The organism is Kitasatospora sp. NPDC085879, assembly GCF_040686255.1.
GTDB lineage: Bacteria > Actinomycetota > Actinomycetes > Streptomycetales > Streptomycetaceae > Kitasatospora.
Genome location: NZ_JBFBJZ010000069.1, coordinates 1 through 15,614, shown reverse-complemented (window position 1 = coordinate 15,614; position 15,614 = coordinate 1). Strand labels below are relative to the sequence as shown.

The following is a 15,614-nucleotide window of genomic DNA, read 5'->3' as shown; positions in this document are numbered from 1 at the left end:
GGGGTGGTGCGGTGGCGCGCAGGGGTTGTCCGAACGACACCCGCGCGCCCCCGGCCGCCGCCTCGCTCAGGACGGCAGGGTGATGATCTGCCAGCGCTGGTTCGGGTTGGTCAGCTCGCCGCACTCGTGGACGTAGACGTTCTCACCGTCGCTGTCGAGGCACTGCAGGGTCTGCTGGTTCTGCAGGGTGATCACCGGTCCGGCCTTGTTCTTCTCCCACCAGTGCTGGTAGCCGCTGCTGTTGCAGTCGTGGGCGTAGGCCGCCGTGCCGTTGTTGTCCAGGCACTGGCCGGAGGCGACGCCCTTGTAGACGATCGACCCGTCGCCGAGCAGGTCCCGGGCGAACTGCTGCCGCAGGTCGTCCGCGTGGCAGTCGCGCAGCTTGTAGTTGTCGCCGCCGCCGGGCGTGTCGAAGATGCACTTGCCGAACTTGGCGCTCTTGAACTGCACGAGCTCCCCGAACTCGGCCGGCGGCGTCGCCGCGGCGGGGGCGGCGGTCAGCAGCGGCACGGAGAGGGCGGCGCTCAGCGCCGGCAGCAGGAGTCTCGCGGGGGTGGGCACACGCACGGCGGTGGATCCTTTCGAGAGGGGTCCGCAGGCCTTGGGGACGGCAGCGGTACGGACCGGACGGCCTGACGCACAGCCACGTTCCGTTCTCGAACGATGCTAGATCGCCACAAATCGACCCACCCGTGGAGCGGAGCCGCCGGTGGCCGGACCGGGCCGCGGCACGGCGGCCTCCCGCGCGGCCCGGTGCGGGCCGCGCGGGGCGCGTACGGTGCGTCAGGACGCCGGGGCCGCGTCCTCGTCCAGGAAGGGCAGGTCCTGGATCTCCAGCCCATCGCTGCCCAGCCGCGTCCGCTCGGCGTGCTCCCGCATCCGGGCGCCGTAGACCGGATGGTCCATCAGACCGGTGTAGGTGTCGAAGTCCAGGTCGAGCAGGCCGGCCTCGTCGGCGAGGTACACGTCCAGCCCCGGGTACATCACCGCCACGTACGGCATGTCGTCGAGGTCGGTGACCAGCACCGGGTACTCCCCCGCCGAGTCGGGCTCGCCGATGTACAGCAGCCGCCGTGAGTCGCAGCCGCCGACCAGCGGCAGGCAGCGCCCCGGCAGCAGCGCCTCGAACTCGGCGAACATCTCCGACCACACGGTCGTGCCGGTGTCGAAGCCGTACAGCTCGTCGGCGGTCTCCGCGAGGGAGCCGCCACCGAGGTCGGGCGAGGACGGCTCGGGGTACCAGCCGAGGCCCACCGGCAGCGCGGAGTCGAAGGCCAGCCAGCGCCGCAGGCTGGGCGGCAGCGGGCGCCCGCCGGGCATCCGGAGCCGGTCGATGGCCTCGGCGGGCAGCGGCACCGGCTCGTCGGCGAGGTCCGGCATGTCGGCCGTCGCCCAGCCGTCCTCGCGCACCTTCGCGATGACGCGCTCGATCAGGGCCTCGCCGTGCAGGTCGTTCTCCATGCGCGGCACTGTGCCACACGCCACCGACAGCGCCGCCACCGGCGGCCGGTAACGATCCGACACGGAGACTTGCGGACGGCCGAGGACGATCGGGGCAATCGATCGTGCGCCCGCTCGGCTCGTCCTGATGCGCTCGGCGGCAGCTGCCACCACGACCGGCTCCGGGGGGACATGACCGACACACCGCGCGACGAGAGGGCCGTCCGGCCCGACACGCCGATGGCCGCCCCCGAGCAGGTGCGGCCGGCCCGGGGCCGCGCGCTGCGCGGCCGAGCGGCGGCCGTGGCACCGGCTGCCCTGTTCGTGGCCGCCGGCGGCCTCGGGTACGCGTACCGGGCGAACTTCGCCGCGCTCGGCGCCCACCGCTTCGTCGCACCGCCGACCTTCCGGCCCCTGACCACCGAACAGGACGGCCCGAACACGGTCCGGGTGACCTCCACCACCGTGACGCAGTCCACCGGGCCGCTCGGCGCGTACCGCACCGGTGTCTCGCGCGGCCACGGGCCGATCACCGCCCGGTACACCGACGGCAGTTCCGTCAGGGTGACGGCGCTCGGCGTCCACCGGCACGTCTTCGCCCCGGAGCGGGTACTGCGGGAGCACCTCGACGCCGCGGCCCGCGCCGGCGTGCGGCTGGACGGCGTCCGCAGCGTCGACCCCGGCCCGCGCGGCGGCGCGATGGCCTGCGGCACCGTCCCGGAGAGCAGCGGTGCGGGCCAGTGCACCTGGGTGGACGGCAGCATGCTGGTCACCTACACCGAGACGGGCGCCGCCGGCGGTCCCACCGTGGAGGAACTGGCTGCCCACGCGCGCCAGTTCCGCGCCGCCGCCGAGGTGCCCGGCTGACCTGTCAAGGCTCCGCACGGGGCGAGACCGAATCGGACCCGCCGCCGAGCCTCCTCTGACAGGATTCCCCGGGTGCTGCACCTTCTGAGCGGACTCGCCGCCAACCCCGCGCTGCCACCCCATCTGGTGGACCGTCTCATCGACCGCCTGGCCTGGCCCCCGACCGGCGAGGCGGACGAGGACCTCTGTCTCCTGCTCGCCTCGGCCCTCGCCGACCGCCCGGACCTGAGCCGGGCCCAGACCGCCGCCCTCGCCGGCCTCGACGACTCGGCCGCCGTCGCGCTCGCCTACAACGGGCACCTCCGCGCGGCCGACACCGACCCCGCCGCTCAACCGGACGCGGCCATCGCCCTGCTGGACGAGGGCCGCGGCGATCCCTCCTGGGCCGCCCGCCTGGCCGCCGACCCCGACCCGGCCCGCCGGGAACGACTCGCCGGCTGCCCCGGTCTTCCGCCGGACGTCGCCGAGACGCTGGCCGGCGACCCCGAGACGGACGTCGTCGAGGAACTCGCCCGTCACGCGCCGCCGGAGCTGGCCGCCCGGCTGGCGGCACACCCGCACGCCCGGGTCCGGCTCGGGGCGGCGGCCAACGAGGCGACCCCGCCGGCCGTGCTGGCCGCGCTTCTCACCGGCGAGGGGCTGCCCCCGGCCCGGTGGTGCGACGTCTGCGAGCGCCGGGACGTCCCGTTCCCGCACCCGCTCGACTGCCCGCTCGGCGACTGCGAGCTGCCGCCGGGCGCGGGGTGCCTCGGCGGGCACGAGTCCGCCCTGCACGCGATCCGGTACGCGGCGCTGGGCAATCCGAGCACTCCCGCGGACGCCGCCGCCCGCCTGGTCGGACACCCGTCGATGATGCTGCGTCAGGCACTGGCCGGGCGCACCGACCTGCCGCCCGAGGAGTACGCCTGGCTGGCCGGCGACACCACCGCCTGGGTGCGGACCGCCCTCGCCGGGAACCCGGCGGTCGGCGAGGCCGTGCTCCGCAGGCTCGCCGTCGACCCGGACGCCGCCGTGCTCCGCGCCCTCGCCCACCACCCCCGCCTCCCGCTCGACCTCCTCGCCCGGACGGCGGCGAGCGTCCGGGTCGGACCGGAGCTGTTACCGAGGATCGCCGGCGCCTCTCCCGCCGAGACACGGGAGCTCGCCGGCTCGGCCGACGCCCGGGTACGGATGCTGGTCGCCCGGCGGCGCGACCTGCCGTCCGAGGTCCGCGACACGCTGGCCGCCGACCCGGACGCCAAGGTCGCCGCGTCCGTCGCCGGCCACCCGGGGCTCGGCGGGACCGCCCTGCGCAGCATGGCCCGCCGCTTCGGCGACCACGTGCACGCCGCGATCGCCGCCAGCCCGGACGCGCCACCCGCCCTGCTGGAGGCGCTGGCCCGGCACCGCCCGGCCGCCCGGAAGGCCCTCCGCGAGATCGCCCGCCACCCACACGCGACCGCCGCCGCCCTGCTGCCCTGCCTGGCCGATGCCCGGGCGCGCCGCTCCGCCGCCGGCCACCCGGCCCTGCCGCCGGACACCGTGCTCAGCCTGCTCGCCGACCCTGACTGGCAGGTCCGCGAGGCCGCCGCGGCCAACCCGGCCCTGCCGCCCGAGGCGATGTCCCGCCTCTGCGCCGCCGCCGCGGCCACCACGGCCTGATCCCACCCCCGGAACCCCACCACCCGCCCCCGGGTGGGCGCGGATCACCCCACCGTTCCCGCCCACCCGGACCGGCCTCCGACGCGACAGCCGAAACGGACACCGGCTGAGGTCGGCCTCGCAAGCGAGGGCCTAACCGACCAGGCGGCGCCGCCAGTCCAGCGGGGTGACGTGGACGGCCCGCGCGGGGTCGCCGTCCCACGTCGTCGGGAGGCCGACCGCCTGCAGGGCCGCCACCACCTCGCGGCCCACCGCCACGGTGGTCTCCTCCGTGTCGTCGAACCCGCCGTACATCAGCATCAGCCCGTGGCCGGCGGCCGCCGAGTCGGTGCACTGGGTGTGGAAGTAGACGAAGCCCCGGGCATCGGGGCCGCCCTCGCCGCCGATCTCGGCCTGCCCGCAGCTGCGGCAGCAGGTGAAGTTCTCGCGGGCGGTGATGCCGGCCTCCTGCAGCGCGGCGAAGGCCCGGCTGAGCCGCTCCGGGTCGGTCTCACCCTGCCACGCGGCCTGCTCGGCGACGCGCTCCAGCCACATCCGGTCGGCCAGCGCCTGCGCCTGCTCAGGCGAGACGGGCCGCCGGTCCCCGCTGACGAAGTGGTACTCGGCGGTCTCGGCCAGTCGGGCGCGGGTGGTGTAGCCGCCGAGCAGTTCGGTGCGGACGCACTGCTCCAGCTCCGCGCGCTCCTCCTCGGCGAGGTCGAGCGGCGGCACCTCGGGGGCGGGGCCCATGTCCAGCACCTCCCAGGACCTGCCGGCTTCCCAGCCCTCGTCCTGCCGGGCCCAGCCGGTCAGTGCCTCGATCACGGCCTCGGGCCCGTCGACCATGGATTGGAAGTGCCGGTCGGCGCCTCCGTCACGGTGCTCCAGCGTGTAGTCCCCACCGGTCTTGTGCCAGACCTGGGCGAAGACGTCCGGCAGGTCGGGTATCCGTTGCACCACCAGGAACCGGTCACCCTCGGCACCGATCCGCCGGACCAGCCCCGCCAGCTCCTCGGCGGACACCCGGACGTACCGGCCCCGGTTCTCCGTCTTCACCACGATCTCGAGCATGCACAGACTCTGGCACACCCCCCTGACAGCCCGTCGCCCGGACGCCCGGGGGTGCCTCCGCCCGCCGGACCGCGGCCCCGGGTGGTCGGCGTGGACGCGGTGAACTCGGTGGTCACCGCAGTCCGTTCAGGTGCCGGGAGGAAGCCGCCGCGACCGCGAACAGCCGGATGCCGGCACGGTCGACGATCCGGGGCACCGGATGGCGTCCTGGCGGGCGCCCGGAGCCACCGCCGGACGGGACCCGTCGAAGGGAATCGCCCCGCAGCCCCGACACGGCCCTCCGGTGGGCGGTCGCGGGCCGCGGGGCGACCCTAGACTGGTGGCGTGGGCCGGACGTCACCGGAAGGAGGCCGCGGTGAACTCACTGGAGCCCAAGGACGCGGCGGACGCGACGAGCGAGCGGGTCACCACGCTCCGCTACTCGGGCAACCCTGAGCAGGACCACCTGCTCGACGAGATCCAGCACCCGGAGACCACGAACGCCCTCTACGAGCTGGCGGACCGCCCCGGTACCGCGGCCGCGAACGGCAGCGGGCCGACGGCCCGGTAAATCCTTTGCGAAGGCCCGGGCCGGGCGGCCAGAATCCCCCGGTATGGGCACTGACGAACCATTCGAACAGCGGCCGATCGGAGCCGAACAGTTCGATGCCTGGCTGGCGCTGCTGGCCGCCGTCGAGGCGGAGGACCACGAGGACGACCACCTCGGCCCGGACGACCTCGCGGAGTACCTGGCCGACCCGTACTGCGACTTCGCCCGCGGCTCGGTCGCGTTCTACGACGGCTCGACGATGGTGGGCTACGGCTATCTGAAGGCGCGCACCGAGGCCGATCCGGTGCACCAGATGTACTACCTGGGCGCCGTCCATCCCGCGTACCGCGGGCGGGGCGTCGGCGCGGCCCTGCTGGCCTGGGCGGAGCGGGCGGCGCCGCCGCTGCACCGCGAGCGCTACCCGGACCGCCCGCTGACCCTCTACAGCTCCAGCCTCGCCCGGAACGCCCGGGCGTCCGAGCTGTACGCGGCGCACGGCTACACGCCCGCCCGGTGGTTCCACGGCATGACCCGGGACCTGACGGCGCCGCTGCCGGACATCCCGGCCCCGCCAGGGATCGAGCTGCGCGGCTTCACCGCCGAGCGTTCCGAGGACGCCCGGATGGTGCGCAACGAGGCCTTCCGCGACCACTGGGGCTCGACCGAGTCGAGCGAGCAGGGCTGGGCGCACATGACGTCCGGTCCGGCCTTCCGCCCCGGCCTGGGGTTCGTCGCCTACGACGTCGAGGACGGCGCGGCCGACGGCGGCACCCCGCTGGGCATGGTGCTGGCCGAGGAGTACGCGGCGCACACCGAGGCGACCGGCGAGCGGGACATGTACATCTCGCTGGTCGGCACCCGCCGGGCGGGGCGCAAGCGGGGCATCGCCTCGGCCCTGCTGGTGCGGGCCCTGGCGGAGGCTCGCGAGGCCGGGTTCGCCACCGCCTCGCTCGGCGTCGACGCCGACTCCCCGACCGGCGCGCTCGGTCTGTACGAGCATGTCGGATTCACCGTCAAGGACTCCTGGATCGCCCAGCTGAAGCCGCTGCGGGCCGCCGCGGCCTGAATCCGACGGCCCACGGCCACCGCGCCGGGGCCCGGCGCGGCGCGGCTCAGCGGCCGCTGACCAGGTCCGCGGCGCGGGCGATCAGCGAGGTGCGGCCGAGGCCGGCGGCCTCGCGGCGGTCGGCGGCGCGGTAGGCGACGTACAGGCCGCGGATGCCGAGCCAGCGCAGCGGTTCGGGCTCCCAGCCGCGGACGCTGCGGCCGACCCAGGGCAGCCGGGTGAGCTCGGTGTCGTGGCCGAGCACGAGGTCGCGCAGGGTGCGGCCGGCCAGGTTGGCGGTGGCGACGCCGTGGCCGACGTAGCCGCCGGCCGCGCCGAGCCCGGTCGCCGGGTCGTACCGGACGGTGGCGCACCAGTCGCGGGGCACGCCGAGCACGCCCGACCAGGCGTGGTCGACCGGTGCGTCGGCCGCCACGGGGAACAGCCGGCCGAGCAGGGCGGCGAGCTGGCGCTGGGTCGAGGCGTGGGTCTCGCCCCTGGTGTCGACGTGCGAGCCGAAGCGGTAGGGGACACCGCGGCCGCCGATGGCGATCCGGTCGTCGGCGGTGCGCTGCGCGCCTCGTCGCCGAGCACCTCGGCGCCCTGCCAGCCGATCTCGTCCCAGACCTTCCGGTCCAACGGGGCGGTGACGATCATGCTGCTGTTCATCGGCACCCAGGTGCGGCGGTGGCCGCGCAGTCCTGCGGTGAAGCCCTCCAGGGCGCGTATCACGTGCCGGGCTCGGACGGTGCCGCGTCGGCAGACGGCGGCGCCGGGGCGGATCTCCAGCACCTCGGTGCCCTCGTACACGGTGACGCCGAGGCGTTCGACGGCGGCGGCCAGGCCGCGGACCAGTCGGGCCGGGTGGATGCGGGCGCAGTGCGGGGTCCACAGGGCGCCGCGGGCGCCCGCGACCCGGACGCGGTCGGCGAGTTCGGCGGCGCCGAGCCGGACCATGTCCTCCTCGCCCCAGCCCTCCTCGCGCAGCGCGGGCAGGTGGGCGATCATCCGCCGTTCCTGGACCTCGCCGACGGCGACGTGCAGTTCGCCGTCCTTGCGGATGTCGGCGTCGATGCCCTCGGCGGCGGCGGCCGCGACGACCTCGTCGACGGTGGCGAACATGGCCCGCTGCATGGCGACGGCGGCGGGGCGGCCGTGCGCCGCGGCGTAGCGGCGGAACTGGCCGGGGAGGGCGGCGGTGAGCCAGCCGCCGTTGCGGCCGGAGGCGCCGAAGCCGGCGAACTCCTTCTCCAGGACGGCGATCCGCAGGGACGGCTCGGCCCGCTTGAGGTAGTAGGCCGTCCAGAGGGCGGTGTAGCCGCCGCCGACGAGGGCGACGTCGACGTCGATGTCGCCGTCGAGCGCGGGCCGCGGGGCCGGCAGACCGTCCGCGGCGTACCAGAAGGAGACGTTGCCGTTGGTGCGGGCGGGGCCGGCGGGCTGTGTGGGGCTCATGTTCTCTGCCTGGGTGGGGGCTGGGCGGTGGCTTGGCGGTGGCGCGGGAGGTGAGGGGCGGTCAGTCCGGGGTGGGCGGGCTGACGATCCAGAGCACTTCGGCGGGGGCGTCGGAGTGGTTGGCCACCCGGTGCGGGGTGGCGGTGCGGTAGTCCAGGCTGTCGCCGGCGTCCAGGGTGTAGGGGTGGCCGTCGAGTTCGACGGTGACGGTGCCGGCCAGGACGAGCAGGATCTCCTGGGAGTCGCCGTGGGTGTAGGACTCCTCGCCGGTGGAGGCGCCGGGGTCGAACTCCCCCGCATACACCTCCAGGTGGGCGAGCGGCCGCTGGGAGACGAGGTACTTGCGGGTGCCGGGCGCGGTGGGCAGCGCGGGGCGGCGCTCGCGGCGGACGACCCGGGGGCCGGCCGGGGCGGAGTGGTCGAACAGGTCGGCCATGGTGAGGCCGAGGGCGTCGGCGATCCTGCGGAGCTTGCCGATGCTGGCCCCGGCGAGGCCGCGTTCGACCTGGCTGAGGAAGCCGGGGCTGGCGCCGGCCGCCTCGCCGAGGGCGCGCAGCGACAGGGCGCGGGCCTCCCGGTAGCCGCGGATCCGGGCGCCGAGGGCGCGGGCGTCGGCCTCCGCCGTGGTGCCGGTGCTCTGGTCCGTCATGGCTCCCCGGTTCGTCCGGCGGGTCTGGGGCTCCATCAAACACTCTGTTCGATGGGGCGGAACACACCGTATGCCGCGCGGTACAGCGGCACAAGGGCCCGGCGCCTGCTACCGACTGAGCCCGTTCGAGCGACCCTGTCGGCCGTTCGCCCGGGCGGTGGAGTGCGGACGCTGCTATGAAGAGCGTTGAGTCCGTTTTGTCCGGTCTCATCCCCGTTTCTAGGAGGCATCCACATGGGTGCTACGGCTACCACCGCCCAGGCCGCGGGCCAGGGCACGACACCGGCGGGCAAGCAGCCGCCGGTGCACATCCTCTGGATCAACGCCGGTCTGAGCTGTGACGGCGACTCGGTCTCGCTGACCGCGGCGATGCAGCCGAGCATCGAGGAGATCGTCACCGGCGCCCTGCCGGGCCTGCCGGAGATCGCCGTGCACTGGCCGCTGATCGACTTCGAGTGCGGCCCGGTGCAGGGCGCGGACAACTTCGTCGAGTGGTTCTTCAAGGCCGACCGCGGCGAACTCGAGCCGTTCGTCCTGGTGGTTGAGGGCTCGATCCCGAACGAGTCGATCAAGCCCGAGGGCTACTGGTGCGGCTTCGGCGACGACCCTGAGACCGGCCAGCCGATCACCACCAGCGAGTGGCTCGACCGGCTGGCGCCCAAGGCCACGGCCGTGGTCGCGATCGGCACCTGTGCCACGTACGGCGGAATCCACGCCATGGCGGGCAACCCGACCGGCGCCATGGGCGTGCCCGACTACCTGGGCTGGGACTGGACCTCCAAGGCCGGCCTGCCGATCGTCTGCGTGCCGGGCTGCCCGATCCAGCCGGACAACTTCTCCGAGACGCTGACCTACCTGCTCTACCAGCTGACCGGCGCGGCGCCGATGATCCCGCTGGACGACAAGCTGCGGCCGACCTGGCTGTTCGGCGCGACCGTCCACGAGGGCTGCGACCGCGGCGGCTACTACGAGCAGGGCCAGTTCGCGGAGGCGTACGGCGAGCCGGAGTGCCTGGTCAAGCTCGGCTGCTGGGGCCCGGTCGTCAAGTGCAACGTGCCCAAGCGCGGCTGGATCAACGGCGTCGGCGGCTGCCCGAACGTGGGCGGCGTCTGCATCGCCTGCACCATGCCCGGCTTCCCGGACAAGTTCATGCCCTTCATGGACGAGCCCCCGGGCGCCCGGATCTCCGCCACCGCCAGCGGGGCCTACGGCGCCGCGATCCGCCGCCTGCGCTCCATCACCGCGAAGACGGTGGACAAGGAGCCCAAGTGGCGGCGCACCGGCCGCAAGCTGACCACCGGTTACCGCACCCCCTGGTGACCGACCCCCGGACGCCGCGCGCGCAGGCGCGCGGCGTCCGCCCCTGTCCCCCCGACGCAACGACGAAGGGCACACACTCCCGATGGCGACGACAGCGAAGCCGACCGGCGACGGCCTGATGGAGATGTCCTGGGACCCGATCACCCGGATCGTGGGCAGCCTGGGCATCCACACCAAGATCGATTTCAAGCAGAAGAAGGTCGCGGAGTGCTACAGCACCTCGTCGGTCTTCCGCGGCTACAGCGTCTTCATGCGCGGCAAGGACCCGCGCGACGCGCACTTCATCACCAGCCGGATCTGCGGCATCTGCGGCGACAACCACGCCACCTGTTCGGTCTACACCCAGAACATGGCGTACGGGGTGAAGCCACCGCACCTGGGCGAGTGGATCATCAACCTCGGCGAGGCCGCCGAGTACATGTTCGACCACAACATCTTCCAGGAGAACCTGGTCGGGGTCGACTACTGCGAGAAGATGGTCCGCGAGACCAACCCCGGGGTGCTGGAGCGCGCCGAGCGCACCGAGGCGCCGCACGCCGCCGAGCACGGCTACAAGACCATCGCCGACATCATGCGCTCGCTCAACCCCATCGAGGGCGAGTTCTACCGCGAGGCGCTGCAGGTCAGCCGGTACACCCGGGAGATGTTCTGCCTGATGGAGGGCCGCCACGTGCACCCCTCCACGCTCTACCCCGGCGGTGTCGGCACGGTCGCCACCGTGCAGCTGTTCACCGACTACCTCAGCCGGCTGATGCGCTACGTGGAGTTCATGAAGCGCGTCGTGCCGCTCCACGACGACCTCTTCGACTTCTTCTACGAGGCCCTGCCCGGCTACGAGGAGGTCGGCCGCCGCCGCATCCTGCTCGGCTGCTGGGGCAGCCTCAACGACCCCGACCACTGCGACTTCACGTACCGGAACATGACGGACTGGGGCCGGCGGATGTTCGTCACCCCGGGCGTCATCGTGGACGGAAAGCTCGTCACCAACGACCTCACCCAGATCAACCTGGGCATCCGCATCCTGCTCGGCAGCTCCTACTACCAGGACTGGGAGGGGCAGGAGCTCTTCGTCACCCACGACCCGCTCGGCAACCCGGTCGACCCGCGGCACCCGTGGAACCAGCACACCATCCCGCAGCCGCAGAAGCGGAACTTCGACGACAAGTACAGCTGGGTGATGTCGCCGCGCTGGTTCGACGGCAAGGACCACCTGGCACTGGACACCGGCGGCGGCCCTATCGCCCGCCTGTGGTCCACCGCGCTCTCCGGTCTGGTCGACATCGGCTACGTCAAGGCCACCGGTCACAGCGTGGTCATCAACCTGCCGAAGACCATGACCAAGCCGGAGACCACCTTCGAGTGGAAGATCCCGCAGTGGTCCAACGCGCTGGAGCGCAACCGGGCCCGCACCTACTTCCAGGCCTACGCCGCCGCGGCCGCCCTGCACTTCGCCGAGAAGGCACTGGAGGAGGTCCGCGCCGGGCGCACCCAGACCTGGGAGAAGTTCGAGGTGCCGGACGAGTCGATCGGCTGCGGCTTCACCGAGGCCGTCCGCGGCGTCCTCTCGCACCACATGGTGATCCGCGACGGCAAGATCGCCAACTACCACCCGTACCCGCCGACCCCGTGGAACGCCAGCGTCCGCGACAGCTACGGCACTCCGGGCCCGTACGAGGACGCGGTGCAGAACACGCCGATCTTCGAGGAGAACTCCCCGGAGAACTTCAAGGGCATCGACATCATGCGGGCCGTGCGCAGCTTCGACCCGTGCCTGCCCTGCGGCGTGCACATGTACGTCGGCGACGGGCGCACGGTGCAGAAGATGCACGTCCCCACCGGGCTGAGCGGGCTCGCCTGATGACCGCGGAAACGGCCGGCCGGCGGGTCCAGGAGGTCCTGGACCGCCTGGCCGGCGAGGGGGACGCGGCGTCCGTCGCCGCGGCCGAGGACCTCGTCCGCGAACTCATGGCGTTCTACGGCGAGGGCCTGGCGCGGCTGGTCGCCCTGCTGACCGCGAACGGCTCCGCCGTCCCGGCGGCGCTGCTCGACGACCAGGTGGTCTCCGGGCTGCTGGTGCTGCACGACCTCCACCCGGAGAGCGTCCAGCAGCGGATCCGGCGGGCGCTCGCCGCCGTGCCGGGCCGCCCGGCCGAACTCATCGGCTACGCCGCGGAGGCCGGCTCGGTGCGTCTGCGCACCGCCCCCGGCGGGTGCGGCTGCGGCGGCGAGGAGGCGCTGCGGCGGGACGTCGAGGCCGTGTTCGCCTGCTGGGCGCCCGAGGTGACGGACATCCGGTTGGAGCAGGCGCCGCCGCAGCCCGCGCTGCTGCAGATCGGGCGGCGGCCCCCGGTGGGGGCGGACGCCGGATGACCACGTCCCCGACCGACGCCCCGGGCGCGGGCGCCGCGGTACTGCGCCGACTGCGCGCACCCGCGGCGCCCCGCCCGGAGCGCTGCACCTTCTGCGGCGCCGAACTGCCCGCCGAACACCGCCACCTGGCCGACACCGCCCAGCGGGCGCTCGCCTGCGCGTGCCCGGCCTGCGCCCTGCTCTTCGACCGCCCGGGTGCGGCCGGCGGCCGCTTCCGCAGCGTGCCCCGCCGCTACCTGGTCGACCCGGCGCACCGCGTGGACGACGCGGACTGGGATGCGCTGCAGATCCCGGTCTCCACCGTCTTCTTCCTGCGCAACGCCGCCCTGGACCGCCTCGTCGCGCTCTACCCCAGCCCGGCCGGACCGGCCGAGAGCGAGCTCGACCCGAGCTCCTGGCAGGCCGTGCTCGGCCGGACGGGGCTCGCGGAGATGCTGGAGCCGGACGTGGAGGCGCTGCTGCTCCGCCGCGCCGACGGCGTGACGACCTGCCACCTGGTGCCGGTCGACGCCTGCTACGAGCTGGTCGGGCGGATGCGGCTGCACTGGCAGGGCTTCGACGGCGGGCCGGCCGCCCGCGCCGAGCTGGAGGGCTTCTTCGACCGCCTCGCCGGCCTCGCCCGGCCCCTGACCGAGGACAAGCCGTGACCTGTGACCTGACCTTCGACTGCACCGGGGTGCAGGGCGACCGGTACGCCGCCGGGCCGACCCTGCTCTTCCGGCTGCGGATCGGCTCCGGCGGCGCCCGGGTGCACGCCCTCGCGCTCCGCTGCCAGCTGCGGATCGAGCCGGCCCGGCGCAGCTACGACGACGGCGAGGCCGAGCGGCTCGGCGACCTGTTCGGCGAACGCTCCCGCTGGGGCACCAGCCTCAACCCCGTCCAGTTCGCACAGGTCCCGCTGCTGGTGCCCGGCTTCACCGGCAGCACCGACGCGGAGCTGCCGGTGCCCTGCACCTACGACCTGGACATCGCCGCGACCCGCTACCTCGCCTCGCTCTCCGACGGCGACGTACCGCTGCTGATCCTGTTCTCCGGCACGGTCTTCACCGGCGAGGACGGCTTCGGCGTACAGCCCGTCCCCTGGCACAAGGAGACCAGGGTGAAGCTCCCGGTGCGGGTGTGGCGGGAGATGATGGAGCAGCACTTCCCCGGCTGCGGCTGGCTGCGGCTGCCCAAGGACACCATGGACGAGCTGCTCGCCTACCGCTCCCGGCACGGCCTGCCCTCCTGGGAGGCCACGGTGCGCGCCCTGCTGGCGTCCGCCCCGGCCCCGGCCGCGGGGCCCGCCCTCGCTCGGGAGGGGGTGCGATGACCGCCGTCCGCCCCGCCGCCGAGCGGTTCGCCGGCGCCCGGCAGATCGCTGACGCCGTACTGTTCGAGGGCTACGTGCTCTACCCGTACCGGGCGTCCGCCGCCAAGAACCGGCTGCGCTGGCAGTTCGGCGTCCTGGTACCGCCCGGCTTCGGCCAGGACACCGGCGAGCACCCCGACCAGTGCACCGAACTCCTGGTGGAGCCGCGCCGCGGCGCCACCCTGACGGCCGAACTGCGCTTCCTGCGTGTCCAGCGGCGCACCGTGCAGCGGCTGCGCGAGGACGGCGGCCACGAGGACACCGAGGCGCTGGAGCTCGCCGACCGGGTGCTCACCCCCTGGGACGAGGGCGTCGAGGAGCGCGTCGAGCTGTCGGCCACCGTCGACGAGCTGCTGGCCGGCGAGGTGCTGGCACCCGTCCACTGCCCCGCCCGCACCGAGATCGAGGCCGTCCGCGAGGGCGAGCGGACGGTCGGCCGCACCGTCCGCCGCTGCGCCCAGGTCGACGGGGTGCTGCGGGTGCGGCTGCAGCCGCTGCCCGGCCCGTACGCCGCCTACCGGCTGCGCGCCGTGGTGGAGAACACCACCGCCTGGACGGCCGGGCCCCACAACGGCCGGGAGGAGGCGCTGGCGAACTCGCTGGTCTCCGCGCACCTGCTGCTCGGCCTGGACAGCGGCTCCTTCGTGTCGATGACCGACCCGCCGGAGTGGGCCAAGGAGGCCGTCGCCGAGTGCCGGAACCTGCGCACCTGGCCGGTGCTGGCCGGCGACGACGGCCGCGCCGACGTGGTGCTCTCCTCGCCGATCATCCTGGAGGACCACCCCCAGGTGGCACCGGAGAGCCCCGGCGCCCTGTACGACGGCACCGAGATCGACGAGATCCTGGCGCTGCGCACCTCGGCGCTGACCGAGCAGGAGAAGCGCGAGGCGCGCGGCACCGACCCGCGGGCCGGCGCCGCCGTCGACCTGGCGGACTCGCTGCCGCCGGAGGTGATGGAGCGTCTGCACGGCGCCGTCCGGGCGCTGCGCGAGGTGACCGCCGGCCCGCCGGCCGAGGCCGCCGTCCCCGGGGTCCGGCCGGACACCCCGTGGTGGGACCCGGGCGGCGACCCCGGCGTGGACCCGGCCACCGACCGGGTGGTGATCGACGGACGGGCGGTCGGTGCGGGCGACCGGGTCGTGCTGCGGCCCGGACGGCGCCGCACCGACGCCCAGGACCTCTTCCTGCAGGGCCGCACCGCCCTGGTCGAGGCGGTGCTGCAGGACGTCGACGGCGCGGTGCACGTCGCGGTCACCGTCGACGGCGACCCGGGCGCCGACCTGTGGCGAGCCCAGGGCCGCTTCCTGTACTTCCAGCCGGACGAGCTCGCCCCCGCGGAGGAGACATGACGGACGGCACGGAGACCGAACGCCGGGTCCTGGTGGCCGGGGTCGGGAACGTCTTCCTCGGCGACGACGGCTTCGGCGTCGAGGCCGTCCGGCGGCTCGCCGGCCGGCCGCTGCCCGAGGGCGTCGAGGTGGCCGACATCGGGGTGCGCGGCGTGCACCTCGCCTACCGGCTGCTGGACGGCTACGACACCCTCGTGCTGGTGGACGCCACCGCACGCGGCGGAGCGCCCGGCACCGTGTACCTGCTGGAGGCCCCCGCGCCCGGGGCGATCGAGCCGCAGGCACCCGCCCTGGACGGCCACCGGATGGGCCCGGACGCGGTGCTGGCGCTGCTCGCCACCCTCGCCGCCGGCACCGGCGGCAGCCCGCCCCGGCAGGTGTTCGTGGTCGGCTGCGAGCCCGGGACGGTCGAGGAGGGGATGGGGCTGAGCGCCCCGGTCGCCGCGGCCGTCGACGAGGCCGTCGCCGTCGCCAAGGACGACTTCGCCGCCATCCGGACCGGCCGTGCCCACCCGGCGATGTTCAACAAGATCGTCGCGGACTACTAC

The 15,614-nt window shown here is 74.4% G+C and carries 15 protein-coding genes and 1 pseudogene; 11 read left to right on the top strand and 5 right to left on the bottom strand.

The features are described 5' to 3' along the window. Positions 1-66 precede the first annotated feature (66 nt). Together AB0P35_RS34545 and AB0P35_RS34540 are read right to left on the bottom strand one after the other, a co-directional pair. Positions 67-567, bottom strand: a complete 501-nt coding sequence (locus tag AB0P35_RS34545) for an RICIN domain-containing protein (RefSeq protein ID WP_363518800.1) — start codon at positions 565-567, stop codon at positions 67-69. 216 nt (positions 568-783) lie between these two features. Beyond that, positions 784-1,461 carry a hypothetical protein gene (locus AB0P35_RS34540; RefSeq protein ID WP_363518797.1) on the bottom strand — a complete coding sequence of 226 codons (678 nt, stop codon included), beginning with the start codon at positions 1,459-1,461 and terminating at the stop codon, positions 784-786. Between the two features lie 171 nt (positions 1,462-1,632). Here AB0P35_RS34540 and AB0P35_RS34535 point away from each other — a divergent pair, with 171 nt between their 5' ends. Then, a complete protein-coding gene (locus tag AB0P35_RS34535; RefSeq protein WP_363518794.1) occupies positions 1,633-2,307 on the top strand; it encodes a hypothetical protein in 675 nt (224 codons plus the stop codon). Positions 2,308-2,379: 72 nt separating this feature from the next. Continuing rightward, complete coding sequence (locus AB0P35_RS34530) at positions 2,380-3,948, top strand: hypothetical protein (protein WP_363518791.1); 1,569 nt, start codon at positions 2,380-2,382, stop codon at positions 3,946-3,948. A 132-nt stretch (positions 3,949-4,080) separates the two neighbouring features. Here AB0P35_RS34530 and AB0P35_RS34525 read toward each other — a convergent pair whose 3' ends face one another. Beyond that, the gene (locus tag AB0P35_RS34525; RefSeq protein ID WP_363518788.1) at positions 4,081-4,998 is read right to left on the bottom strand and encodes a hypothetical protein; all 918 of its coding nucleotides are present in this window, start codon (positions 4,996-4,998) and stop codon (positions 4,081-4,083) included. A 355-nt stretch (positions 4,999-5,353) separates the two neighbouring features. On the opposite strand from AB0P35_RS34525, the gene AB0P35_RS34520 reads away from it, so the two are divergent. Next, on the top strand, positions 5,354-5,548 hold the full coding sequence (locus AB0P35_RS34520) for a hypothetical protein (protein ID WP_095875973.1): 195 nt from the start codon (positions 5,354-5,356) through the stop codon (positions 5,546-5,548). A gap of 43 nt (positions 5,549-5,591) precedes the next feature. After that, positions 5,592-6,593 carry a GNAT family N-acetyltransferase gene (locus AB0P35_RS34515; RefSeq protein WP_363518785.1) on the top strand — a complete coding sequence of 334 codons (1,002 nt, stop codon included), beginning with the start codon at positions 5,592-5,594 and terminating at the stop codon, positions 6,591-6,593. Positions 6,594-6,639: 46 nt separating this feature from the next. Here the strand turns inward: AB0P35_RS34515 and AB0P35_RS34510 are convergent. After that, a pseudogene (locus AB0P35_RS34510) lies at positions 6,640-8,027 on the bottom strand (FAD-binding oxidoreductase). 61 nt (positions 8,028-8,088) lie between these two features. Beyond that, on the bottom strand, positions 8,089-8,676 hold the full coding sequence (locus tag AB0P35_RS34505) for an XRE family transcriptional regulator (RefSeq protein ID WP_363518782.1): 588 nt from the start codon (positions 8,674-8,676) through the stop codon (positions 8,089-8,091). A gap of 234 nt (positions 8,677-8,910) precedes the next feature. Between AB0P35_RS34505 and AB0P35_RS34500 the strand changes: the two genes are divergently transcribed. From AB0P35_RS34500 to AB0P35_RS34470, 7 genes are all read left to right on the top strand, one after another. Continuing rightward, complete coding sequence (locus tag AB0P35_RS34500) at positions 8,911-9,996, top strand: hydrogenase expression protein HypE (protein ID WP_363518779.1); 1,086 nt, start codon at positions 8,911-8,913, stop codon at positions 9,994-9,996. 82 nt (positions 9,997-10,078) lie between these two features. Then, the gene (locus tag AB0P35_RS34495) at positions 10,079-11,854 is read left to right on the top strand and encodes a nickel-dependent hydrogenase large subunit (RefSeq protein ID WP_363518776.1); all 1,776 of its coding nucleotides are present in this window, start codon (positions 10,079-10,081) and stop codon (positions 11,852-11,854) included. After that, complete coding sequence (locus AB0P35_RS34490; protein WP_095875979.1) at positions 11,854-12,366, top strand: hypothetical protein; 513 nt, start codon at positions 11,854-11,856, stop codon at positions 12,364-12,366. Before AB0P35_RS34495 ends, AB0P35_RS34490 begins: the two co-directional genes overlap by 1 nt. Then, positions 12,363-13,013, top strand: a complete 651-nt coding sequence (locus AB0P35_RS34485; RefSeq protein WP_363518773.1) for a DUF5947 family protein — start codon at positions 12,363-12,365, stop codon at positions 13,011-13,013. Before AB0P35_RS34490 ends, AB0P35_RS34485 begins: the two co-directional genes overlap by 4 nt. After that, positions 13,010-13,678: a DUF6084 family protein gene (locus AB0P35_RS34480; protein ID WP_363518770.1), complete on the top strand. Its 669-nt coding sequence runs from the start codon at positions 13,010-13,012 to the stop codon at positions 13,676-13,678. The genes AB0P35_RS34485 and AB0P35_RS34480 overlap by 4 nt, the downstream gene beginning before the upstream one ends. After that, positions 13,675-15,066 (top strand): hypothetical protein, encoded by a 1,392-nt coding sequence (locus AB0P35_RS34475; RefSeq protein ID WP_363518767.1) that lies wholly within the window; start codon positions 13,675-13,677, stop codon positions 15,064-15,066. Before AB0P35_RS34480 ends, AB0P35_RS34475 begins: the two co-directional genes overlap by 4 nt. After that, on the top strand, positions 15,063-15,614 hold a 552-nt coding region (locus tag AB0P35_RS34470), incomplete at its 3' end, for a hydrogenase maturation protease (protein WP_363518764.1). The genes AB0P35_RS34475 and AB0P35_RS34470, both read left to right, overlap by 4 nt.

Coding starts and splice junctions, on each gene's coding strand:
- AB0P35_RS34540 (WP_363518797.1), bottom strand. CDS start 1,461: ATGGAGAACGACCTGCACGGCGAGGCCCTGATCGAGCGCGTCATCGCG.
- AB0P35_RS34535 (WP_363518794.1), top strand. CDS start 1,633: ATGACCGACACACCGCGCGACGAGAGGGCCGTCCGGCCCGACACGCCG.
- AB0P35_RS34525 (WP_363518788.1), bottom strand. CDS start 4,998: ATGCTCGAGATCGTGGTGAAGACGGAGAACCGGGGCCGGTACGTCCGG.
- AB0P35_RS34515 (WP_363518785.1), top strand. CDS start 5,592: ATGGGCACTGACGAACCATTCGAACAGCGGCCGATCGGAGCCGAACAG.
- AB0P35_RS34505 (WP_363518782.1), bottom strand. CDS start 8,676: ATGACGGACCAGAGCACCGGCACCACGGCGGAGGCCGACGCCCGCGCC.
- AB0P35_RS34500 (WP_363518779.1), top strand. CDS start 8,911: ATGGGTGCTACGGCTACCACCGCCCAGGCCGCGGGCCAGGGCACGACA.
- AB0P35_RS34495 (WP_363518776.1), top strand. CDS start 10,079: ATGGCGACGACAGCGAAGCCGACCGGCGACGGCCTGATGGAGATGTCC.
- AB0P35_RS34490 (WP_095875979.1), top strand. CDS start 11,854: ATGACCGCGGAAACGGCCGGCCGGCGGGTCCAGGAGGTCCTGGACCGC.
- AB0P35_RS34485 (WP_363518773.1), top strand. CDS start 12,363: ATGACCACGTCCCCGACCGACGCCCCGGGCGCGGGCGCCGCGGTACTG.
- AB0P35_RS34475 (WP_363518767.1), top strand. CDS start 13,675: ATGACCGCCGTCCGCCCCGCCGCCGAGCGGTTCGCCGGCGCCCGGCAG.